22 protein-coding genes and 1 riboswitch are annotated in these 20063 nt (G+C 61.5%); of the genes, 17 read left to right on the top strand and 5 right to left on the bottom strand.

Annotated features, from left to right (window positions below; all coding sequences use genetic code 11):
* Positions 1-400 precede the first annotated feature (400 nt).
* On the bottom strand, positions 401-1714 hold the full coding sequence (locus AC3WWR_RS28905; RefSeq protein ID WP_492599268.1) for a PQQ-dependent sugar dehydrogenase: 1314 nt from the start codon (positions 1712-1714) through the stop codon (positions 401-403).
* Between the two features lie 68 nt (positions 1715-1782).
* Positions 1783-2367: a hypothetical protein gene (locus AC3WWR_RS28900; RefSeq protein ID WP_020800356.1), complete on the bottom strand. Its 585-nt coding sequence runs from the start codon at positions 2365-2367 to the stop codon at positions 1783-1785.
* A gap of 151 nt (positions 2368-2518) precedes the next feature.
* Positions 2519-2753: riboswitch (cobalamin riboswitch) on the top strand.
* 83 nt (positions 2754-2836) lie between these two features.
* Here AC3WWR_RS28900 and cobO point away from each other — a divergent pair.
* The 14 genes from cobO (at position 2837) to AC3WWR_RS28830 (ending at position 14437) form a co-directional block, all read left to right on the top strand.
* Positions 2837-3448, top strand: coding sequence for a cob(I)yrinic acid a,c-diamide adenosyltransferase (gene cobO, locus AC3WWR_RS28895; RefSeq protein ID WP_179056429.1), 612 nt, complete (start codon positions 2837-2839; stop codon positions 3446-3448).
* A complete protein-coding gene (locus tag AC3WWR_RS28890) occupies positions 3445-4830 on the top strand; it encodes a cobyrinic acid a,c-diamide synthase CobB (protein WP_020800354.1) in 1386 nt (461 codons plus the stop codon). The genes cobO and AC3WWR_RS28890 overlap by 4 nt, the downstream gene beginning before the upstream one ends.
* Positions 4823-5473 (top strand): 5,6-dimethylbenzimidazole synthase, encoded by a 651-nt coding sequence (gene bluB, locus AC3WWR_RS28885; RefSeq protein WP_033043976.1) that lies wholly within the window; start codon positions 4823-4825, stop codon positions 5471-5473. Before AC3WWR_RS28890 ends, bluB begins: the two co-directional genes overlap by 8 nt.
* Positions 5470-6378, top strand: coding sequence for an adenosylcobinamide-phosphate synthase CbiB (gene cbiB, locus AC3WWR_RS28880; RefSeq protein WP_492599267.1), 909 nt, complete (start codon positions 5470-5472; stop codon positions 6376-6378). Before bluB ends, cbiB begins: the two co-directional genes overlap by 4 nt.
* Positions 6371-7363, top strand: coding sequence for a threonine-phosphate decarboxylase CobD (gene cobD / locus AC3WWR_RS28875; RefSeq protein WP_020800351.1), 993 nt, complete (start codon positions 6371-6373; stop codon positions 7361-7363). Before cbiB ends, cobD begins: the two co-directional genes overlap by 8 nt.
* Positions 7360-8811 carry a cobyric acid synthase gene (locus tag AC3WWR_RS28870; protein WP_492599266.1) on the top strand — a complete coding sequence of 484 codons (1452 nt, stop codon included), beginning with the start codon at positions 7360-7362 and terminating at the stop codon, positions 8809-8811. Before cobD ends, AC3WWR_RS28870 begins: the two co-directional genes overlap by 4 nt.
* 148 nt (positions 8812-8959) lie before the next feature.
* Positions 8960-9481, top strand: coding sequence for a bifunctional adenosylcobinamide kinase/adenosylcobinamide-phosphate guanylyltransferase (gene cobU, locus AC3WWR_RS28865; RefSeq protein WP_020800349.1), 522 nt, complete (start codon positions 8960-8962; stop codon positions 9479-9481).
* Entirely contained in the window at positions 9478-10533 is a 1056-nt protein-coding gene (cobT, locus tag AC3WWR_RS28860; protein ID WP_492599265.1) for a nicotinate-nucleotide--dimethylbenzimidazole phosphoribosyltransferase, read from the top strand. Before cobU ends, cobT begins: the two co-directional genes overlap by 4 nt.
* Positions 10530-11105, top strand: coding sequence for an alpha-ribazole phosphatase family protein (gene cobC / locus AC3WWR_RS28855; RefSeq protein ID WP_492599264.1), 576 nt, complete (start codon positions 10530-10532; stop codon positions 11103-11105). Before cobT ends, cobC begins: the two co-directional genes overlap by 4 nt.
* A gap of 2 nt (positions 11106-11107) precedes the next feature.
* Positions 11108-11842: an adenosylcobinamide-GDP ribazoletransferase gene (locus AC3WWR_RS28850; RefSeq protein ID WP_151141032.1), complete on the top strand. Its 735-nt coding sequence runs from the start codon at positions 11108-11110 to the stop codon at positions 11840-11842.
* Between the two features lie 157 nt (positions 11843-11999).
* On the top strand, positions 12000-12404 hold the full coding sequence (locus AC3WWR_RS28845) for a MarR family winged helix-turn-helix transcriptional regulator (RefSeq protein WP_020800345.1): 405 nt from the start codon (positions 12000-12002) through the stop codon (positions 12402-12404).
* A 52-nt stretch (positions 12405-12456) separates the two neighbouring features.
* Positions 12457-13665, top strand: coding sequence for an MFS transporter (locus tag AC3WWR_RS28840; protein ID WP_020800344.1), 1209 nt, complete (start codon positions 12457-12459; stop codon positions 13663-13665).
* Complete coding sequence (locus AC3WWR_RS28835; protein WP_020800343.1) at positions 13662-13784, top strand: hypothetical protein; 123 nt, start codon at positions 13662-13664, stop codon at positions 13782-13784. The genes AC3WWR_RS28840 and AC3WWR_RS28835 overlap by 4 nt, the downstream gene beginning before the upstream one ends.
* Positions 13785-13870: 86 nt before the next feature.
* A complete protein-coding gene (locus AC3WWR_RS28830; RefSeq protein WP_020800342.1) occupies positions 13871-14437 on the top strand; it encodes a glutathione peroxidase in 567 nt (188 codons plus the stop codon).
* Between the two features lie 180 nt (positions 14438-14617).
* Here the strand turns inward: AC3WWR_RS28830 and AC3WWR_RS28825 are convergent, their stop codons facing one another.
* From AC3WWR_RS28825 to AC3WWR_RS28815, 3 genes are all read right to left on the bottom strand, one after another.
* The gene (locus tag AC3WWR_RS28825) at positions 14618-15886 is read right to left on the bottom strand and encodes an OmpP1/FadL family transporter (protein WP_033038448.1); all 1269 of its coding nucleotides are present in this window, start codon (positions 15884-15886) and stop codon (positions 14618-14620) included.
* A 146-nt stretch (positions 15887-16032) separates the two neighbouring features.
* Positions 16033-16515 (bottom strand): hypothetical protein, encoded by a 483-nt coding sequence (locus tag AC3WWR_RS28820; RefSeq protein WP_020800340.1) that lies wholly within the window; start codon positions 16513-16515, stop codon positions 16033-16035.
* Positions 16516-16776: 261 nt separating this feature from the next.
* Positions 16777-17001: a hypothetical protein gene (locus AC3WWR_RS28815; RefSeq protein WP_007898912.1), complete on the bottom strand. Its 225-nt coding sequence runs from the start codon at positions 16999-17001 to the stop codon at positions 16777-16779.
* Between the two features lie 251 nt (positions 17002-17252).
* On the opposite strand from AC3WWR_RS28815, the gene AC3WWR_RS28810 reads away from it, so the two are divergent.
* The 3 genes from AC3WWR_RS28810 to AC3WWR_RS28800 all read left to right on the top strand — a co-directional run bounded on the left by AC3WWR_RS28810 (position 17253) and on the right by AC3WWR_RS28800 (position 19841).
* On the top strand, positions 17253-17642 hold the full coding sequence (locus AC3WWR_RS28810; RefSeq protein WP_155943754.1) for a hypothetical protein: 390 nt from the start codon (positions 17253-17255) through the stop codon (positions 17640-17642).
* A 335-nt stretch (positions 17643-17977) separates the two neighbouring features.
* Complete coding sequence (locus tag AC3WWR_RS28805; RefSeq protein ID WP_080725343.1) at positions 17978-18301, top strand: SEL1-like repeat protein; 324 nt, start codon at positions 17978-17980, stop codon at positions 18299-18301.
* Positions 18302-18476: 175 nt separating this feature from the next.
* Entirely contained in the window at positions 18477-19841 is a 1365-nt protein-coding gene (locus AC3WWR_RS28800) for a DNA recombination protein RmuC (RefSeq protein WP_169840440.1), read from the top strand.
* Positions 19842-20063 lie beyond the last annotated feature (222 nt).

The following is a 20063-nucleotide window of genomic DNA, read 5'->3' as shown; positions in this document are numbered from 1 at the left end:
AAACCGGCAGGACGCCGGTTTAGCCGCGCTGGGCCAGGGACGGCCCATCGCGGCGACCCACGGAGCAATGCCGGAGACAGGGCATGCCGAGCCCTAGCGAGGCACCAAGTGGTGGGGCAAAGCCTTTTGCTTACTTTTTGGCGTTTGAAAAAGTGAGTCGCCGTAAGGGCGAAACCATAAGTAGCCGTTACCGCAGCAACGGATATGTACTCAGAAAACAATCTCCCACAACAAGCTTCGATGCGGCATGGATCAACGTTGGTAGAGGCCCCGATGGACGTCGTCACAGGTTGACGGACAGACTCAGGGTGTGAGGGGGCAAGAAAATCAAGATCTAAAGCCAAGCAAAAGCCAAAGCCAAAGCAAAAGCCGACCGGTCGGCCTGTTTTTCAAGTGCAGGTTAATGAGCGGCCGACACCCGCCACACCTTATTCCCCACATCATCGGCCACCAGCAAGGCGCCTTGCTGATCGATCACCACGCCCACCGGCCGGCCCATGGCTTTTTCCTCGTCATTGAGGAATCCGGTGAGCACATCCACCGGTTGCCCGCTTGGCTTGCCACCGCTGAAGGGCACGAAAATCACTTTGTAACCGCTGTGCGGCTTGCGGTTCCAGGAGCCATGCTGGCCGATGAACGCACCTTCCTTGAACTGCACCGGCAATCGGTTGCCTTCGGCAAAGGTCAGGCCAAGTGAAGCGGTGTGAGGCCCCACCGCATAGTCCGGGGCGATCGCCTTGGCCACCAGGTCCGGGTTTTGCGGGTCGACACGCTCGTCGACGTGCTGGCCGTAATAACTGAATGGCCAGCCATAGAAGGCGCCGTCTTTCACCGAGGTGATGTAGTCCGGCACCAGGTCGCTGCCGATTTCGTCCCGCTCATTCACGGCGGTCCACAGCGCACCGCTTTGCGGCTCCCAGGCCATGCCGTTGGGGTTGCGCAGGCCTGAAGCGAAGATCCGGTGGTTGCCGGTGGCGCGATCCACTTCCCAGATCGCCGCGCGCCCTTGCTCCTGGTCCATGCCGTTCTCGCCGACGTTGCTGTTGGAACCCACCGTGACATACAGCTTGCTGCCGTCCTTGCTGGCGATGACGTTTTTGGTCCAGTGGTGATTCAGGGTGCCCCCTGGCAAGTCGACGACCTTGATCGGTTTGTTCTGGATTGCCGTGTTGCCGTTCTCATAATGGAAGCGCAACAGCCGGTCGGTGTCGGCCACGTACAGGTCATTGCCGACCAGGGTCATGCCGAAGGGCGAGTTGAGGTTTTCCAGGAATACCGTGCGGGTTTCGGCAACGCCATCGTGGTTGCCATCTCGCAGCAGGGTGATGCGGTTCGGGCTCGGCACGCCGGCACCGGCGCGCCCCATGACTTTCTTGGTGATCCAGCCCTTGATGCCTTTGTTGTCATCGGGTTTGGGCGGGGCATTGGTTTCGGCAACCAGCACGTCGCCATTGGGCAGCACATAAAGCCAGCGTGGATGATCGAGGTTCTCGGCAAATGCGCCGACATGAGTACCGCTGGCCGCGACGGGTTTTGCGCCGTCCGCCCAGCCAATGGCCGGGGCGATGTTCATTGTCGGGAACAGCGTCTTGTTCGGTTCCGGTAGCTTGGGGGACGGCCCGATGCCGTCGGTGACTTGCAAGCGGGCGGTTTCGCCACAGGCGACGAGCCCTCCCGCTAATGCGATGACGAAAACCAGCTCGGATGTGCGCATTGCTGACCTTCCCTATGAATGCAGTGACTTAAATCATAGAGAAGCGGCAAAGCCCGATGGTTCAACCTTTAGCCGCGAGCTTCCTTGAGCAACACGGCAATGCCTGGGTGATAGTGACCGGCTTCATTGCGCAATTTGCGATAGGCATAGGGGAAATACCAGGCCACGGCGCAGCAATGCTCCTTTTGCAGGTCATCGACCATGTCCTGGAGTTCCTCCGGGGTGGCGCCTTGCTGGCTCTTGTGGGGAGCGACGAACAGGCAGCCGATTCTCAGGTCGCTGGCGTAGCTGATTTTTTTCGCGTCACTGGTGATGTCCAGCAAGGCCTGGGTCAGGTTCAGGCTGTTAACGCGTGGCCAGCGCTGCGTGGCCTGCAGCCAGGCGCGATCTTCGGTGGTGGCGATAAACAGGTCGGCGCGGCCGTTGCGTTCGCCTTCTTCGGTCTGTTTGCGCGTGGGCGATTGTTGCAGTGTGACCATCTCAGCCATCCATGCCGCGGCAGAAAGCAGGCCGAGGTTGGCTTTTTCATCGAGCCAGTAGGGTGTCTCGTTGTCGCCGCGAACGGCGTTATAACGATCGATACAGTCGAACCAGCGCTCCAGCACCGGACGCAGGAATTCCAGCTTCGGATTACTGATGATCATGCCTTGCATAGGGCTCACCTTATTATTGTGTTGTGAGATTGTGGCAAATTGATATCACTGAAGTGAGTGTGACACAAGATTGACGTCATTTTATGAATGGTTGGCAGTTATTCGTTCCGGCACCCTGTCTTCAATTGACGCTCCACCCCCAACCCTCTAACCTTCGCCGCTTGTTTCAGGTGCTCTGTGGCTTGGGTCGACAGAGTGAAACAGGGAAGCCGGTGAGTGAGCGCTTCAGTCGATGAAGCCCTGCGATCCCGGCGCTGCCCCCGCAACGGTAAATGAGTGAAAACTGCGCTTGAAGCCACTGCGTCGATCCATCGATGCGGGAAGGCGCGCAGCGAGGCGTCACGCCGCTCATGAGCCCGGAGACCGGCCTGATCCATCCAAGCGGCATCACGGTGGGCGATGCCAGGCTTCTTGCCGTCTATTCTTGTGCCTGCCCGCCGTTAATCCTGCCTCAACGGAGAGCTCCCCCATGTCTGACAATCCTGATCGTGACGAACGTCACCTGGCGCGCATGCTGCGCAAAAAGGCCGTCATCGACGAACGCATCGCCAATTCCCCAAACGAATGTGGCCTGCTGCTGGTGCTGACCGGCAATGGCAAAGGCAAGAGCAGTTCGGCGTTCGGCATGCTGGCGCGTGCCATGGGTCATGGCATGCAGTGCGGCGTGGTGCAGTTCATCAAGGGGCGTAACAGCACCGGTGAAGAGCTGTTCTTCCGGCGCTTTCCCGAGCAGGTGCGTTTTCATGTGATGGGCGAGGGCTTCACCTGGGAAACACAGGATCGCCAGCGCGACATCGCGGCTGCCGAAGCGGCCTGGGCGGTGTCGCAGCAACTGCTGCGCGACTCGTCCATCGGCCTGGTGGTGCTGGACGAACTGAACATCGCCCTCAAGCACGGCTACCTCGATCTCGATCAGGTGCTCAGCGATTTGCAGGCGCGTCCGCCTATGCAGCACGTGGTGGTTACTGGTCGCGGCGCCAAGCCGGAGATGGTTGAACTGGCGGATACCGTCACTGAAATGGGCATGATCAAGCACGCCTTCCAGGCCGGTATCAAGGCGCAAAAAGGCGTGGAGCTGTGAACCAGCCTCGACGTTGCCCGGCGGTGCTGATTGCTGCGCCGGCGTCCGGCCAGGGCAAGACGACCGTGACCGCTGCGCTGGCCCGGTTGCATCGTAACCAGGGCCGTAAGGTTCGCGTGTTCAAGTGCGGCCCGGACTTTCTCGATCCGATGATCCTCGAACGCGCCAGCGGTGCGCCGGTGTATCAACTGGACATGTGGATGGTCGGCGAGCAGGACAGTCGCCGCCTGTTGTGGGAGGCCGCCGGCGACGCTGACCTGATCCTGATCGAGGGTGTCATGGGGCTGTTCGACGGTACGCCGTCCAGCGCTGACCTGGCGCGGCATTTCGGCGTGCCGGTGCTCGCTGTGATCGACGGCACCGCCATGGCCCAGACCTTCGGCGCACTGGCCCTGGGCCTGGCGCGTTATCAGCCGGACTTGCCGTTTGCCGGCGTGCTGGCCAACCGCGTGGGCACCCTGCGCCACGCGCAACTGCTCGAAGGCAGCCTGACCGAAGGCCTGCGCTGGTATGGCGCCTTGTCACGGGAGACCGGGATCGAATTGCCGAGTCGACACCTTGGCCTGGTGCAGGCCAGCGAGTTGAATGACCTGGATGTGCGCCTCGATGCGGCGGCCGAGGCCCTGGCCGGCAGTTGCGAAGTCGAACTGCCGCCGGCGGTGGAATTCGCCGCGCCCGATGTGGTGACAGTCGAGCCCTTGCTGGCTGGCGTGCGCATCGCCGTGGCCCGTGACGAAGCGTTTGCCTTTACCTATGGCGCCAGTCTCGATGTGCTGCGGGCGATGGGCGCCGAGCTGCGGTTTTTCTCGCCGATCCGTGATGCAGGTTTGCCAGAGGCCGACAGCCTGTACCTGCCGGGTGGCTATCCGGAATTGCACCACGTGGCATTGGCGCAGAACACTGCCATGCTCAGCGCCATCCGCGCCCACCACGCGGCAGGCAAACCCTTGCTGGCCGAATGCGGCGGCATGCTTTATTTGCTCGATTCGCTGACCGATGTCGAGGGCACTCGTGCCGAGCTGGTCGGCTTGTTGAAGGGCGACGCGGTGATGCAAAAGCGCCTTGCTGCATTGGCTCTGCAAGCGGTTGAGCTGCCGGAAGGTTCTTTGCGCGGGCATACCTATCACCATTCGTTGACCACGACCGAGCTTGTTCCGATTGCCCGTGGCCTGAGTCCTAACGGCGGGCGTGGGGCCGAAGCGGTTTATCGTGAGGGGCGGATGACGGCCTCTTACGTGCACTTTTATTTCCCGTCCAATCCATCAGCGATTGCCGCTTTGTTTGCGCCTGACTGGACGGACGCCTTCGCGAGCAGGCTCGCTCCCACAGGGGAACGCATATCAAATGTGGGAGCGAGCCTGCTCGCGAAGAGCCATGACTGACAACGCCTTCAGCCAGGCCGAACGCGACGCGGTCTACCGCGCCATCGGTGAACGCCGCGACATGCGTCACTTCGCCGGCGGCACGGTCGAGCCCGAGCTGCTGCGACGCCTGCTCGAAGCCGCGCATCAGGCCCCAAGTGTCGGCCTGATGCAGCCCTGGCGGTTCATCCGCATCAGCGATCGAGCCTTGCGTGGCCAGATCCAACAGCTGGTGGAGCAAGAACGTATCCGCACCGCCGAGGCCCTGGGTGAGCGCACCGACGAATTCATGCACCTCAAGGTCGAGGGCATCAACGATTGCGCCGAAGTGCTGGTCGCCGCGTTGATGGACGATCGCGAACGGCACATCTTCGGTCGTCGCACCCTGCCGGAAATGGACCTGGCCTCGTTGTCTTGCGCCATCCAGAACCTCTGGCTGGCGTCCCGCGCCGAAGGGCTGGGCATGGGCTGGGTCTCGCTGTTCGAACCGCAAGCCTTGGCGGACCTGCTGGGCCTGCCGCCTGGTGCCAAGCCCCTGGCCATTCTCTGCCTGGGACCGGTCAAGGCCTTCTATCCGGCGCCAATGCTGGTGCTCGAAGGCTGGGCGCAGGCGCGTCCGTTGAGTGAGCTGCTGTACGAAAATTATTGGGGAGTGAGTCAATGAGTGTGGCGTTGTTGAGTGTCGCCGCGGTAGCGCTGGATGCGCTGCTGGGTGAGCCCAAGCGCTGGCATCCGCTGGTGGCGTTTGGCCGTTTCGCCGAGCGCATCGAGCAACGTTTCAATGGTGGCGGTCGCGGCTGGCGCAGCCATGGGGTCACCGCGTGGGTGATCGCCGTAGTGCCGCTGACCCTGTTGGCCACGGCGCTCTCATGGGCGCCGTACGTCGGCTGGATCGTCGAGATTCTCGCGCTCTATTGCGCCCTGGGCATGCGCAGCCTCGGCGAGCACGTCACGCCGGTGGCCAAGGCCTTGCGCAGCGGTGACCTTGAAGAAGCGCGCCAACGCGTGAGTTATCTGGTCAGCCGCAAAACCAGTGATCTGGATGAAACCGCCGTGGCCCGTGCCGCCACCGAATCGGTGCTGGAAAACGGCAGCGACGCGGTGTTCGCCGCGCTGTTCTGGTTTGCCGTGGCCGGTGCGCCCGGCGTGGTGCTCTACCGTTTGAGCAACACCCTGGACGCGATGTGGGGCTATCGCAACGAACGCTTCGAGCGTTTCGGCTGGGCGGCGGCCAAGATCGACGACGTGCTCAATTACATTCCGGCGCGCCTGGTGGCGCTGACCTATGCACTGCTGGGCAAGACCCGACTGGCGTTGAAATGCTGGCGTACCCAGGGGCCAACCTGGGACAGCCCGAATGCCGGTCCGGTGATGGCGGCGGGGGCCGGTGCGTTAGGCGTCGAGCTGGGCGGGCCGGCGATTTATCACGGTGAACTGCATCAGCGCCCGGCGCTGGGCGAGGGCGTGCCGGCGGATGCCGACGCCATCGACCGCGGCTGGCAACTGGTGCAGCGTGGGGTATGGTTGTGGCTGCTGATTCTGTGCGTGGGGTCTGAATTTTATGCTTGAGCACGGCGGACGACTGCGCAAGGCGGCGCACGATTACGGCATCGATGAAGCCGATTGGCTTGACCTGTCCAGCGGCCTGGCCCCCTGGCCGTTTCCAGTGCCGGACATCCCGCAACGGGCCTGGGCGCGATTGCCGGAAACCAATGACGGTCTGGAGCAGGCGGCCTGCGACTACTACGGCACCTTGCAAGCGTTGCCGGTCGCCGGTTCGCAGATGGCCATCCAGTTGCTGCCGCGTTTGCGGCGGGCGGGCAAGGTCGGCGTACTGTCACCCTGTTATGCCGAACATGCCGAGGCGTGGCGGCGCAATGGCTACATCGTGCGCGAAGTGCTGGAGCAGGAGGTCGACTTCTTCGTCGATAGCCTCGACGTGCTGGTGGTGGTCAACCCGAATAATCCAACCGGGCTGAACCTGACGCCCGCCCGGCTGCTCGACTGGCATTCGCGCCTGGCCCCGCGCGGTGGCTGGCTGGTGGTGGACGAGGCCTTCATGGACAACACGCCGCACCTGAGTGTGGCGCCGTTTGCCCATCAGGTAGGCTTGATCGTGCTGCGCTCCTTTGGCAAGTTTTTCGGCCTGGCCGGCGTGCGCCTGGGTTTTGTCCTGGCTGAGCGCAAGTTGCTCAAGTTGCTCGCCGAGCAAGTAGGGCCGTGGGCGGTCAGCGGGCCGACCCGAGTGCTGGGCCAGGCGTGCCTGCGCGACACCGAAGGGCACGTTCGGCAGCGCGAGCGCGCCGATGAGGCCAGTGCGCGGCTGGCCACCCTGTTGACCCGGCACGGCTTCCAACCCCAAGGCGGGTGCGCCTTGTTCCAATGGCTAATCACCGAGCGCGCCGAAGTACTGCACGAGTTCATGGCCCGGCGCGGCATTCTATTGCGCCTGTTCACCCACAACAGCAGCCTGCGTTTCGGCCTGCCTGGCGATGAAGCCGACTGGGCCCGCCTCGACTGCGCGTTCGACGCCTTCACCAGGGAAAGCCAATGACCACGCTAATGGTGCAGGGCACCACATCCGACGCCGGTAAAAGCACGCTGGTGACGGCACTGTGCCGCTGGGTTACGCGCCAGGGTGTCAGCGTGGTGCCGTTCAAGCCGCAGAACATGGCGCTCAATAGCGCGGTGACTGCCGACGGTGGCGAGATTGGTCGCGCGCAAGCCGTGCAAGCCCAGGCTGCTTTTCTTGAGCCCCACACCGACATGAACCCGGTGCTGCTCAAGCCCAACAGCGATACCGGCGCCCAGGTGATCATCCATGGGCGTGCAGTCACCACGATGAATGCCGTGGCCTATCACGACTACAAATCCATTGCGATGCAAGCGGTGCTGGCGTCCCACGAACGCTTGAGCTCAGCGTATCCAGTGGTGATGGTCGAGGGGGCGGGCTCACCGGCCGAGATCAACCTGCGCGCTGGCGACATCGCCAACATGGGCTTCGCCGAAGCGGTCGATTGCCCGGTGGTGCTGATCGCCGACATCAATCGGGGCGGGGTTTTCGCTCACCTGGTGGGCACCCTGGAACTGCTGTCGCCCTCCGAGCAGGTGCGGGTCAAAGGTTTCGTCATCAACCGTTTTCGCGGTGACATCGCCCTGCTGCAACCCGGTCTCGACTGGCTGGAAGCGCGCACTGGCAAGCCGGTGATCGGCGTACTGCCTTACGTGATGGACCTGCACCTGGAGGCCGAGGACGGCATCGACCAGCGCCAGGCCGACAAGGCCGGGCAGCTGTTGAAGGTGGTGGTGCCGGTGCTGCCGCGCATCAGCAACCACACCGATTTCGATCCACTGCGCCTGCACCCGCAAGTGGACCTGCAATTCATTGGCCCCGGCCAGGCGATTCCAGCGGCCGACCTGATCATTCTGCCAGGCTCGAAAAGCGTGCGTAGCGATCTGGCCTATCTGCGCGCCAATGGCTGGGACGCCGCGATCTCGCGACACCTGCGCTATGGCGGCAAAGTCCTGGGTATTTGCGGTGGCCTGCAGATGCTCGGCGAGCAGGTGCATGACCCGCTGGGACTTGAAGGCGCGCCGGGGTCCAGTGATGGCCTGGGCCTGCTGGCATTCACCACGCAGCTCGAAGAACACAAGCAGCTACGCAACGTGCGCGGGCGTCTTGCACTGGAGAATGCCGAGGTCTGCGGCTATGAGATTCACGCTGGCGTTACCACCGGACCTGCCCTGGAAAATGCCGCCGTGCAGTTGGACGATGGTCGTTGCGATGGCGCGCAGAGTGTCGATGGGCAAATTTTCGGCACCTATTTGCATGGCCTGTTTGAATCCCCGGCGGCGTGCAGTGCGCTGTTGCGATGGGCGGGTTTGCAGAATGTGCAGGAGGTGGATTACCACGGCTTACGCGAGCGGGATATCGAGCGCTTGGCGGATCTGGTTGAAAAGCATCTGGATACCGGGCTGTTGCGCGAGCTCTGTGGTTTTTAAGTTGGCCGTGCTGGCCCCATCGCGGGCAAGCCCGCGCCCACAGGGTTAACGGGTGTACTTAAGTTTTGTGACCAACCCAAACAACTGTGGGAGCGGGCTTGCCCGCGAAGGGGCCCGTCATGACACTGCACATTTTATGGAATAAACCATGCTCCAACTGATCCTCGGCGGCGCCCGCTCCGGCAAGAGTCGCCTGGCTGAAAAGCTGGCGACAGACAGCGGCCTTCAAGTGACCTACATCGCCACCAGCCAACCCCTGGACGGTGAAATGAACGAGCGTGTCGCCCATCACCGCGCCCGCCGTCCGACCGAATGGGCGTTGATCGAAGAGCCTGTGGAACTGGCCCGCATCCTGCGCGAAACCGCCAGCAGCGAGCGCTGCCTGCTGGTGGACTGCCTGACGTTGTGGATGACCAACCTGCTGATGCTCGATGACACCGAGCGTCTGGTGGCCGAGCGCGAAGCCTTGCTCGAATGCCTGGCGTCGTTGCCGGGTGAAATCATTTTTGTCAGCAACGAGACCGGAATGGGCGTCGTGCCGCTGGGCGAATTGACTCGCCGCTATGTCGATGAAGCCGGTTGGCTGCATCAAGCCCTGGCCGAGCGTTGCCAGCGTGTCGTCCTGACCGTTGCCGGCCTGCCCCTGACTTTGAAAGGAACTGCTTTATGAGCCCAACCTGGTGGCTGAACCCCTGCAAACCGATCGACGCCCAGGCGGTCGAGCAGGCGCAAGCCCGTCAACAGCAACTGACCAAGCCGGCCGGCTCACTCGGTCAGCTTGAGTCGGTGGCGGTGCAACTGGCCGGACTGCAGGGGCAGGTGAAGCCGAGTCTGGAGCGGTTGTGGATCGCGATTTTTGCCGGTGACCATGGTGTGGTGGCCGAGGGAGTGTCGGCCTATCCCCAGGAAGTTACCGGGCAGATGCTGCTCAACTTCGTCAGCGGCGGTGCAGCGATCAGTGTGTTGGCGCGGCAGTTGGGCGCCTCCCTGGAAGTGGTCGACCTGGGCACCATCACACCGTCGTTGAAACTGGCGGGTGTGAGACACCTGAACATCGGGCCCGGCACGGCGAATTTTGCCCAAGGGCCAGCGATGACCGCGGCGCAAGGCGAACGCGCGTTGCAGGCCGGTCGCGACAGCGTTGAGCGCGCCGTTGCGATGGGTGCGCAACTGTTCATCGGTGGCGAAATGGGCATCGGCAACACCACGGCGGCCAGCGCCCTGGCCTGTGCCTTGCTCGATTGCCCGGTGGTGCATCTGGCCGGGCCGGGTACGGGGCTGGATGCGGCGGGTGTCAGTCGTAAAGCGCAAGTGATCGAGCGCGCGCTGGTGCTGCACGGCGCTCAACGTGGCGATGCGCTGCAGACCTTGTTCAATCTGGGCGGTTTTGAAATCGCGGCACTGGTGGGCGCCTACCTGGCGTGCGCCCAGCAAGGCATTGCAGTGCTGGTGGACGGGTTCATCTGCAGTGTCGCGGCCTTGGTCGCGGTGCGCTTGAATCCGTCGTGCCGCCAATGGCTGTTGTTCGGTCATCGCGGAGCCGAGCCGGGCCATCGTCATGTGCTGGAAACCCTGAAGGCCGAACCCTTGCTGGACCTCGGCTTGCGCCTGGGCGAGGGCAGTGGTGCCGCGCTGGCCGTGCCATTGCTGCGTCTGGCCTGCGAGCTGCACGGGCAGATGGCGACGTTCGCCGAAGCGGCGGTGGCGGACCGTCCGGCATGATCTTGCATCTGGACTTGTTGCGTCACGGTGAAACAGAACTCGGTGGCGGCTTGCGCGGCAGCCTTGACGATGCGCTGACCGACAAGGGCTGGGCGCAGATGCGCCAGGCGGTGGCGGGGCAGGGGCCCTGGGATCGCCTGGTCAGCTCGCCTTTGCAGCGCTGTGCGCGTTTCGCCGAAGAACTGGCGATGCAGGCAGGACTGCCGATCGAGCTGAACAAAGACCTGCAGGAACTGCACTTCGGTGCCTGGGAGGGACAGAGTGCCGCGGCACTGATGGAAACCGACGCCCAGGCCCTGGGTTTGTTCTGGGCTGATCCGTATTCGTTTACCCCGCCAGAGGGTGAACCGGTCGCGGAGTTTTCAGCGCGAGTACTCGCGGCGGTCGCACGCTTGCATGGGGCGTACGCCGGAGAGCGTGTGCTGCTGGTCAGTCATGGCGGGGTCATGCGTTTATTGCTGGCCCACGCCCGGGGCTTGCCCCGCGAGCAACTGCTCAATGTCGAAGTGGCGCACGGCGCGCTGTTCTCGCTCTTGGTCGAGCCCGGTGGTGTCTTGAGGGAAGTGCGCTGAACATGTTGCCATTCTGGATCGCCCTGCAATTTCTCAGCAGCCTGCCGATTCGTCTACCGGGCATGCCAACGCCTGAGGAACTGGGGCGCTCGCTGCTGTTTTATCCGCTGGTGGGTGTGCTGTTCGGCGTGATTCTGTGGGCGCTGAACGGGCTGTTGCTGGGCACGCCACTGCTGCTCCATGCCGCACTGCTATTGACGGCGTGGGTGCTGCTCAGTGGCGCGCTGCACCTGGATGGCCTGGCCGACAGCGCCGATGCATGGCTGGGCGGATTCGGCGACCGCGAGCGCACGCTGACGATCATGAAGGATCCGCGCAGCGGGCCGATCGCCGTGGTCACGCTGGTGCTGGTGTTGCTGCTCAAGTTTGCCGCGTTGCTAGCGTTGATTGAGCAGCAGCACAGTGTGCTATTGATCATCGTCCCACTGATTAGCCGCAGCGCGTTACTGGGGTTGTTCCTCACCACGCCCTACGTGCGTCCCGGTGGATTGGGCCAGGCGCTGGCCGATCATCTTCCGCGGTTGGCGGGCAAGCAGGTGTTGGCGGTCAGTGCCTTGTTGTGTGTGCTGATCGCTGGGTTCAACGGCGTTTGGGCGCTGCTGCTGGCGGCGCTGCTGTTTGCCTGGCTGAGGCAGGTGATGCTGCGCCGATTGGGCGGCACGACAGGTGACACGGCAGGGGCGTTGCTGGAGCTATTGGAAGTAGCAGTGCTGGTGGGCGTGGCGCTAATCCTGTAGGAGCGAGCATGCTCGCGATGGAGGTACAAGCACCGAGGGGTGTCAGGCAGTCAGCGTCATCGTTGACGTCCATCGCGAGCATGCTCGCTCCTACAGGTAGAGGGGTTTGGTGTAACATAAATTTGCTTTCATTCAACCACGGGTATATACACGCACCATGCTCGAATCCCAATGTTTATGCATCAACCTGCGTCGCGCCGCCCGTGGCGTCAGCAGGCATTACGACGGCGCTCTCGATGGCTTCGGGATCAACGTTGCGCAGTATTCTTTGCTGTGCAACCTGCAGCGCCTGGATCAACCGAGTATCTCAACCCTCGCCGAAGCCATGGGCCTGGATCGCAGTACCCTGGGGCGCAACTTGCGTGTGCTGGAGGGTGATGGCCTGGTGACGCTGGTCGAGGGCGAGGACATGCGCAATCGCATCGTCCTGCTCACCGAAGCGGGCGCCGAGCGCCTCAAAGCCGCCTTGCCCGCCTGGGAGGCGGCGCAACAGCGCTTGGTCGATCGCTTGGGCGCGGAAAAGCGTGAAACGTTATTGAAGTTGCTGGACGAACTGGCTTGAGGTCAGTTTTTTCGATTTTAAGCGGGTATATACCCGTAAATGGAGAACAAGAATGACCTCGATGTGGCGTACGTGCGGTTGGGTTTTACTGGGAAGTGCGCTGATCCTGGCGTTGTCCCTCGGGGTGCGACACGGTTTCGGGCTATTCCTGGCGCCGATGAGTGCCGAGTTCGGCTGGGGGCGTGAAGTCTTCGCCTTCGCCATCGCCCTGCAGAACCTGATCTGGGGCCTGGCGCAACCCTTCACCGGCGCCCTGGCCGACCGCTTTGGCGCGGCCAAAGTGGTGCTGGTCGGCGGCGTCCTGTACGCGGCGGGGTTGGTCTGCATGGGGCTTTCCGACTCGGCGGTGACCTTGTCCCTGAGCGCCGGCCTGCTGATCGGGATCGGCCTGTCCGGCACCTCCTTCTCAGTGATCCTCGGCGTGGTCGGGCGTGCGGTGCCGCCAGAAAAACGCAGCATGGGCATGGGTATCGCCAGTGCCGCCGGTTCGTTCGGCCAGTTCGCCATGCTGCCGGGCACGCTCGGTTTGATCGGCTGGCTCGGCTGGTCGGCGGCATTGCTGGCGCTGGGTGTGCTGGTGGCACTGATCGTGCCGCTGGTGAGCATGCTCAAGGACAAGCCGCTGCCGCTGCTCGGCCACGAACAGACCCTTTCTGAAGCGTTGCGCGAGGCGTGCTCCCATTCGGGGTTCTGGCTGCTGGCATTCGGCTTTTTTGTCTGTGGCTTCCAGGTGGTGTTCATTGGCGTGCACCTGCCAGCGTACCTGGTGGATCAACATCTGCCGGCGACGGTGGGTACCACGGTGCTGGCCTTGATCGGCCTGTTCAACATCTTCGGCACCTATACCGCCGGCTGGCTCGGCGGGCGCATGTCCAAACCGCGTCTGTTGACTGGCCTGTACCTGCTGCGCGCCGTGGTGATCGGGTTGTTCCTGTGGGCGCCAGTGACGACGACCAGCGCCTACCTGTTCGGGATGGCCATGGGGTTCCTATGGTTGTCGACCGTTCCCTTGACCAACGGCACCGTGGCCACCTTGTTCGGCGTACGAAACCTGTCCATGCTCGGTGGGATTGTTTTCCTGTTTCACCAGCTCGGGTCATTTCTCGGTGGCTGGCTGGGCGGGGTGGTGTACGACCGGACCGGGAGCTACGACTTGATCTGGCAGGTGGCGATCCTCTTGAGCCTGATGGCGGCCGCGCTTAACTGGCCCGTGCGTGAGCGGCCCGTGGCGCGTCTGCAAAGCCAGCTGAGTGCGACATGAACAGCCTCTGGTCGCGGATCGTGATCGCCGCTGTGTGCGGCTTGCTGCTGGCCGTGGCCTGGTGGGGCTGGCATCAGGGCGGCCTGGCGTTGATGCAACTGGGCATGGGGGCGTGCTAGAGGGCGGCATTCTTCAAGGACGCTTGCTAGCAGCAAGTGAGGGCGAGTAACTTCAATCTCACAAGAACTCTCAAGGAAGCACCGATATGCTGATGCGCTGGCTGGCGGTTCCCGTGTTACTGGTAGCGTTTACCGGATTGGCCCAGGCGGCAGAGTGCCCGGCGCTGCTCGAAGGCTCGTTGCCCAAGCTGCGCGCCAAGGAATCCATCGATCTGTGCCAGCGTTTCGCCGGCAAGCCGCTGGTGGTGGTCAATACCGCCAGCTTCTGTGGTTTTGCCCCGCAGTTCAAAAGCCTCGAGGCGCTCAATCAGCGCTACAAGGAACAGGGGCTGGAGGTGATCGGTGTGCCGTCCAATGACTTCAAGCAAGAGTCCAAGGACGGCGCCGAGACCGCCAAGGTCTGTTACGTGAACTACGGGGTGACCTTCACCATGACCGAACCGCAGAAAGTTCGTGGTGACGATGCCACGCACCTGTTCCAGGTCCTCGCCAAACAAAGCGGCGCGCCGAAGTGGAATTTCTACAAGTACGTGGTCGATCGCCAGGGCAAGGTGATTGCCAGCTTTTCCAGCCTGACCAAGCCCGATGATCCCGAGTTCATTGAGGCCGTGGAAAAAGCCCTGGCTTCGCCACCATTGGCCTCCACTCCTTGATCTGTGGGAGCGAGCCTGCTCGCGATGGACTTGAGAGCGCCGCGGGGTGTCAGGCTTCACACGTTATCGTTGACGTCCATCGCGAGCAGGCTCGCTCCCACAAAAAAGCCCCGCCTCTGTGTAAGAGCGCGGGGCTTTTTTTGATTCAGGCGGCGAGCCTTTCAAACTCCCTGACGGTCATCAGAAGCGGTAGGTCGCACCGACACCGAAACCGTTCGCCCAGTTTTCATACTTGGAGCTGTAGGCTTGGCGGCCGTTGTTATCGTTGACCTTGACCGACTCTTCATGCAGGTACGAATACGCAACGTCGATGGTCAGGTCGTCGGTCGGGCTCCAGCCGGCACCCAGGCTGAAAATCTTGCGATCGCCGGTGGGGATGCGTGGAGAGCGGTTTTCGTTGTTGGTTGGCGCCTGGTCAACCGACAGACCGGTACGCAGTACCCACTGCTTGTTCAACTGGTAGGAGGCACCGATGGCGTGAGCCCAGGTGTCGTGCCAGTTCTGCTCTTCGGTGATGGTGCCAAACGCTGGGTTCAAAGCAGCAGGCACGCCACTGTTCTCGACGGTGATTTCTTTCAGGCGGCTCCAGCGAGTCCAGGTGCTGCCTGCGTAGAGGGTCCACTGGTCGTCCAGTTGATGGGTAACCGAGAAGTCGACCGACTCAGGCGTGGTGATGTCCAGTGAAGCGTCGTACTTCTGGTTCGGGTTCTGACGCAGGTTCGTGAGGAAGCCGTAGTTGACCTTAGTGTCACCCTCGAGCTTGTACTTCACTTTCGAGTGGTAGGTCAGGCCGACACGAGTGCTGTCGGTGGCTTGCACCAGGATACCGATGTTGTAGCCCAGAGCGGTGTCGTCACCCTTGATCTTAACTTCGCCGTCCGGAGCCGCCGGGTTCAGCGAAAGGTTCGATTCCAGCTTGCCGTCGATGCGGTTGATGGTCGGACCGAAGCCGATCGACACCTTGTCGTTAAAGGCGTAGCTGACGGTTGGCTGCAGCGTCACGATGGTGACTTCACTCTTGCTGCCGAAGTAACGGCCGGCAAAGCCGTTCTCGTAGTCGGTCACCAGGCCGAATGGAGCGTAGACGCCGAAACCGACTGCCCACTGGTCATCGAGTGGCTTGACGTAGTAGCCCATCGGCACGCCCATGAAAGGGACCATGTCACCTTTGTTGGTGCCGCCATTGGGACGGGAGCTGGCATCGCTAATGTCAGCGTGGGCGTCGATGAATGCAACACCGCCAGTCACTTGTTCGCGCTTGAGGCGCGACATGCCAGCAGGGTTGCCAAATACGGTGGATGCGTCGTCGGCAGCGGAAGATCGCCCGGCAAAACCTGTCCCCATCCCGCTGATGCTTTGTTCGTTGAGGGCGAAACCACTCGCGAAGATCTGGGTGGATGCCAAGGCAACGGCGAGGCTAATGGTGGTTTTGAGCATTACTTTTTTCATTATTAGAACTCCTGGTGATCACCGGGGCGAAAATTACCAACATTTTCGTCCCAGCGCCATAGGCTGTAATGCTTGATTTAGAGCGGTTTTGTAGGACAATCCGACCAGATTCGCTGCCAGTTGAGCGATCTTTGGATTTCGGGCAATCAGCAGGCAACCTGATTCAGCGGTGCAACACAGGTTTGCCAGGCGCAGGTGAAATCTCTCAGGCGTCCCTGGGGCTGGAAGGTCTGGCGCCAGATTCGGGCCATGCCCAGCAAGTCGTCTGGTTCGGGGAGGGGGGTATTCTGTTCTTCGACCAGCAGCCAGGCGATGGCGGTGGCGTAACGCAGGTTGACGGTCAATTCCAGGTGCGGGCCGCTGAGGAATGCATGTTGGCTGGCCAGGCCACGCACCAGGCTGGCGCGTTCCGGATCGAGTGCCAGGTAATGGTCCCAAAGTGCCTGGTGGCGGGGTTCGGCGATTCGATACAGGCCGTGTCCACGGCGGTCATGCAGGGCGGAACCAAGGGCTGACTGGCTGGCGGCGATGCCTAGCAGCAGGGATTCGGCGGTTGCGCTATGGCGTCCAAGGTAGATCAAGGTCGGACGGATTACATAACGGCACAGTTCGCTGGCAGCGATACCCATAAAACCCTCGATACATCAAATTGGCGACGAACCTGAAAGGCTTTGGCAGCGGTGAATCGACTCAGGCTCGTCGGAAGCGGATCAAGCCGCTTGAGTTGAAGTCTAGTGTCATATTCACCGCGTAAAGGACTGTTTTTAAAATATTTCTGCCGGCGAGTTATAAACGTTATATCTATCCGTGCTTAGTCATCGTGAAACCTTGCGCAACAAAAAGCCCCGCTTTTCGGGCGGGGCTTCTGGTGTTTCAGGCTTGCTGGCGTATCAGGCGACCAAGGCCTGACGCGTACGCTCGATGACCGCCTGCAGCGGTTCGGCGCTGGAATACTGGTCGGGGTACAGGCGTTCGCTGTGACGGGCGATGCCGTGTTCGTTGACCAGGGTGAAGCTGAAACAGCCTTTGCGAGCGGCCATGATCAGGCAGTTCATTGGTGCAAAAGCGTTGGTTAGGGTGCGGATGGCATCCTGGGTGTGGATTTGAGTAGACATAGTCATTGGGTGTTCCTACAAGCGACACGGATAAGAGCCGTGCAAAATTAAAACGTTCCAGTAACGACGACCACCGTTGGTCGAACGAAGAACCCTGACTGGAACAAAGCAGCCAGTTTGAAGCGCTGATAAATTGGCGCGCTTGGGCTGGCAGGTAGGTACTTAGGAGGGCAGGCAACACATCAAGGGCAAAGGTTCTGGGCCCGGGGTGAAGATCCTGATCAATTTGCAGGCTGGTTCGGTCAGCGTAAATGAGCTTGGCAACACCCTTCGTTTATTCAAAGGCTGTATTGGCGCAAGATTTACCTGGAAACCATCGAGGTGGTCGATCCCGCTTTTTCGGTAGCGGCTTCCTGTGGGAAGGCTGCGCCGGGGGGATTTGTTCGACCAGAATTGACTTTCAGCTTGGTACTAACGCCGCGGATAGTAACGGATTGAAAAGGCAAAGGGAAGTGTGCTGGCAAAAAATCCTGGATGTTCGCTTGGCGTCATCCTTCGCCTACGCTTCGACGAGCCTTGGAAATTGTTCGATCATCGAGCGTAATCCGACCGGCGGTCATCGCTGGGAGCTGCCTGGAGCGCGGGTTTTACGGGGGGTTATCCCCAACGAGCAAGAAAATTGCGCCGAAAAAAACCGGTGATATAACCATCCAGAAGGTAGTTGTGCACATTAGTTGCGCAGACTGTCACCCTGCTGTCATCCAGCCTTCAAACGCAGTGGGTGCCTGTAACCAAAATTTAAGTCAATGAAAAATATCGTCTTTTTTAACTGGTGAAAAAATCGTCAGTTTGACTGCAGGCCCCATTCCATAAGCCTTTGCGCGAGTTCAATGGCGGTTGTCCACTGAGTTATCCACAGCTTCTGTGGATTGTCCCGAGCGCTTGCTCTAGGACGGGCGTGCCGGGTTTTTTTCGGCTTTACCTGTAAGAAAAAGAGAGTAGAGTGGCGCGCCTTCCGATCTGCCCACAGTGCTTTATGAAGTTTCGTACACCACCTCCTTCCTCTTCCGCCAAATCGTCCACGGTAGCCTCACCCAAGCGCTTTTCGATGCGGGTGGCCGAGTGGTTGCTGGACAGCCCGCGCCTGGGCGAAAACTCCAACGTCAAACACATCGCCGGACGTTTACTCAAGCAACCGGCCCGTGAAGGCGTCGTCGCCGCGCAAAGCCGGTTGGGGCAACTGATGTGCCGTGAGTGCGGCAATGCCCGGGATCGCCGGATTGGCCAGGATCTCTTGCGTCAGGCCGCGCGGGCAGGGGACCTGCGTGCGCAACAGGAACTGGGCCTGATCGAAGACTGAGCTGTCCAAGACCTGACGCCTTGGTTAACCTTCAGGCTTTATTTCAATGGCAGGAGTGGCTATGGCTATGGACTTGACCAGCGCATTGCTGGGGCTGGCGGGCGCGGCGTTGCCATTGCTGGTGTTGGCCTGGCAACTGCAGCGCCGGGCGAGCACCGCCCAGACCCAGGCATCGTTGCTGGAAGAGCGCCTGGCCACGGCGAATCTGGCGCAGGATGGGGTGAATGCGCAACTTGAGGCCTGTCGCGATGAAATCGCCGATCTCGGTCAAGCCAACGCAGCCAAGCAAGCGGACCTCGCCGCGGTGCGCCGTGAGGTCGAGCTGCTGCAAATCGAGCGTGACGATGCCCGCGATGCTGCTCACGCCTGGAATATCGAACGCGCCGGCAAAGAAGTCGAACTGCGCCGCCTCGACGCCCTGGCCGCTTCTCTCAAGGCTGAGCTGCGCGAGCAACAGGAAAGCCATCAGCAGCGCCTCAACGACCTGCAGGGCTCACGGGACGAGCTGCGTGCGCAGTTCGCCGAACTGGCCGGGAAAATCTTCGACGAGCGCGAGCAGCGTTTTGCCGAAACCAGCCAGCAGCGCCTGGGGCAATTGCTCGATCCGTTGAAAGAGCGCATCCAGTCTTTTGAAAAGCGCGTCGAGGAAAGTTATCAGGCTGAAGCCCGAGAGCGCTTTTCCCTGGCCAAGGAACTGGAGCGCCTGCAACAGCTCAACCTGCGCTTGAGCGACGAAGCCACCAACCTGACCCGCGCCTTGAAAGGACAGAAAACCCAGGGCAACTGGGGCGAGTTGATTCTGGAACGCGTGCTTGAGCATGCGGGGCTGGAGAAGGGGCGCGAGTACCAGACCCAGGTCAATCTCAAGGGCCCGGACGGCGAGCGTTTCCAGCCGGACGTGATCATTTACCTGCCCGGCGACAAGCAGGTGGTCGTCGACTCCAAGGTCAGCCTGACGGCCTATCAGCAGTACGTGGCGGCCGAAGACGAAGCCATCGGCCAGATCGCCATCAAGCAACATGTGCTGTCGCTGCGCAACCACGTCAAGGGCTTGGCCGGCAAGGACTACAAACGCCTGGACGGCTTGCACAGCCTGGACTTCGTCCTGTTGTTCGTACCGATCGAAGCGGCGTTCTCTGCCGCGTTGCAGGCGGAGCCCACACTGTTCCAGGAAGCCTTCGACCGCAACATCGTGATCGTCAGCCCGACCACGCTGCTGGCGACCCTGCGTGTCATCGACAGCCTGTGGAAGCAGGAGCGGCAAAGCCAGAACGCCCGGGAAATCGCCGAGCGGGCAGGATGGCTGTACGACAAGTTCGTGTTGTTCATCCAGGATCTGGACGAAGTCGGCAATCGCTTGCAGCAACTGGACAAAGCCTACAGCTCGGCGCGCAACAAGCTGACAGAAGGCCGCGGCAACCTGGTCAGCCGCAGTGAGCAGCTCAAGCTGCTGGGCGCGCGGGCGAGCAAGAGCTTGCCAGCGGATTTGCTGGAGCGGGCGATGACCGATATTGACGGGTTGGTCGAATTGCCGGAATAGGTGAGCCTGCCCGCGATTGTTGATCGTTCCCACGCTCTGCGTGGGAATGCATCCCGTGACGCTCGGCGTCACCCTTGCACCCGACTAAAGCCTTGCGTCAAAAGCGGAACGCGGAGCGTCCCCGGCGGCATTCCCACGCGGAGCATCACTAGTGTCCGGTAAACATGTTTCATAGCTGAAGGCTGCCTTGGGCAGCCTTCAGCTTTTCTCGCTCCTGCCTTC

Source organism: Pseudomonas sp. EB271-G4-1 (assembly GCF_058791355.1).
The sequence above is the reverse complement of the archived record's forward strand: the minus strand, read 5'-3'. Positions and strand labels throughout refer to the sequence as shown.

Excerpts from the sequence above, each read along its gene's own strand:
- cobO (WP_179056429.1), top strand. The coding sequence starts at position 2,837 with ATGTCTGACAATCCTGATCGTGACGAACGTCACCTGGCGCGCATGCTG.
- AC3WWR_RS28850 (WP_151141032.1), top strand. The coding sequence starts at position 11,108 with ATGTTGCCATTCTGGATCGCCCTGCAATTTCTCAGCAGCCTGCCGATT.
- AC3WWR_RS28845 (WP_020800345.1), top strand. The coding sequence starts at position 12,000 with ATGCTCGAATCCCAATGTTTATGCATCAACCTGCGTCGCGCCGCCCGT.
- cbiB (WP_492599267.1), top strand. The coding sequence starts at position 5,470 with ATGAGTGTGGCGTTGTTGAGTGTCGCCGCGGTAGCGCTGGATGCGCTG.
- cobD (WP_020800351.1), top strand. The coding sequence starts at position 6,371 with ATGCTTGAGCACGGCGGACGACTGCGCAAGGCGGCGCACGATTACGGC.
- AC3WWR_RS28805 (WP_080725343.1), top strand. The coding sequence starts at position 17,978 with ATGAAGTTTCGTACACCACCTCCTTCCTCTTCCGCCAAATCGTCCACG.
- cobU (WP_020800349.1), top strand. The coding sequence starts at position 8,960 with ATGCTCCAACTGATCCTCGGCGGCGCCCGCTCCGGCAAGAGTCGCCTG.
- AC3WWR_RS28900 (WP_020800356.1), bottom strand. The coding sequence starts at position 2,367 with ATGCAAGGCATGATCATCAGTAATCCGAAGCTGGAATTCCTGCGTCCG.
- AC3WWR_RS28810 (WP_155943754.1), top strand. The coding sequence starts at position 17,253 with ATGAGCTTGGCAACACCCTTCGTTTATTCAAAGGCTGTATTGGCGCAA.
- AC3WWR_RS28840 (WP_020800344.1), top strand. The coding sequence starts at position 12,457 with ATGACCTCGATGTGGCGTACGTGCGGTTGGGTTTTACTGGGAAGTGCG.
- AC3WWR_RS28835 (WP_020800343.1), top strand. The coding sequence starts at position 13,662 with ATGAACAGCCTCTGGTCGCGGATCGTGATCGCCGCTGTGTGCGGCTTG.
- AC3WWR_RS28820 (WP_020800340.1), bottom strand. The coding sequence starts at position 16,515 with ATGGGTATCGCTGCCAGCGAACTGTGCCGTTATGTAATCCGTCCGACC.
- AC3WWR_RS28870 (WP_492599266.1), top strand. The coding sequence starts at position 7,360 with ATGACCACGCTAATGGTGCAGGGCACCACATCCGACGCCGGTAAAAGC.
- AC3WWR_RS28905 (WP_492599268.1), bottom strand. The coding sequence starts at position 1,714 with ATGCGCACATCCGAGCTGGTTTTCGTCATCGCATTAGCGGGAGGGCTC.
- AC3WWR_RS28825 (WP_033038448.1), bottom strand. The coding sequence starts at position 15,886 with ATGAAAAAAGTAATGCTCAAAACCACCATTAGCCTCGCCGTTGCCTTG.
- AC3WWR_RS28815 (WP_007898912.1), bottom strand. The coding sequence starts at position 17,001 with ATGTCTACTCAAATCCACACCCAGGATGCCATCCGCACCCTAACCAAC.
- cobC (WP_492599264.1), top strand. The coding sequence starts at position 10,530 with ATGATCTTGCATCTGGACTTGTTGCGTCACGGTGAAACAGAACTCGGT.
- bluB (WP_033043976.1), top strand. The coding sequence starts at position 4,823 with ATGACTGACAACGCCTTCAGCCAGGCCGAACGCGACGCGGTCTACCGC.
- AC3WWR_RS28830 (WP_020800342.1), top strand. The coding sequence starts at position 13,871 with ATGCTGATGCGCTGGCTGGCGGTTCCCGTGTTACTGGTAGCGTTTACC.
- cobT (WP_492599265.1), top strand. The coding sequence starts at position 9,478 with ATGAGCCCAACCTGGTGGCTGAACCCCTGCAAACCGATCGACGCCCAG.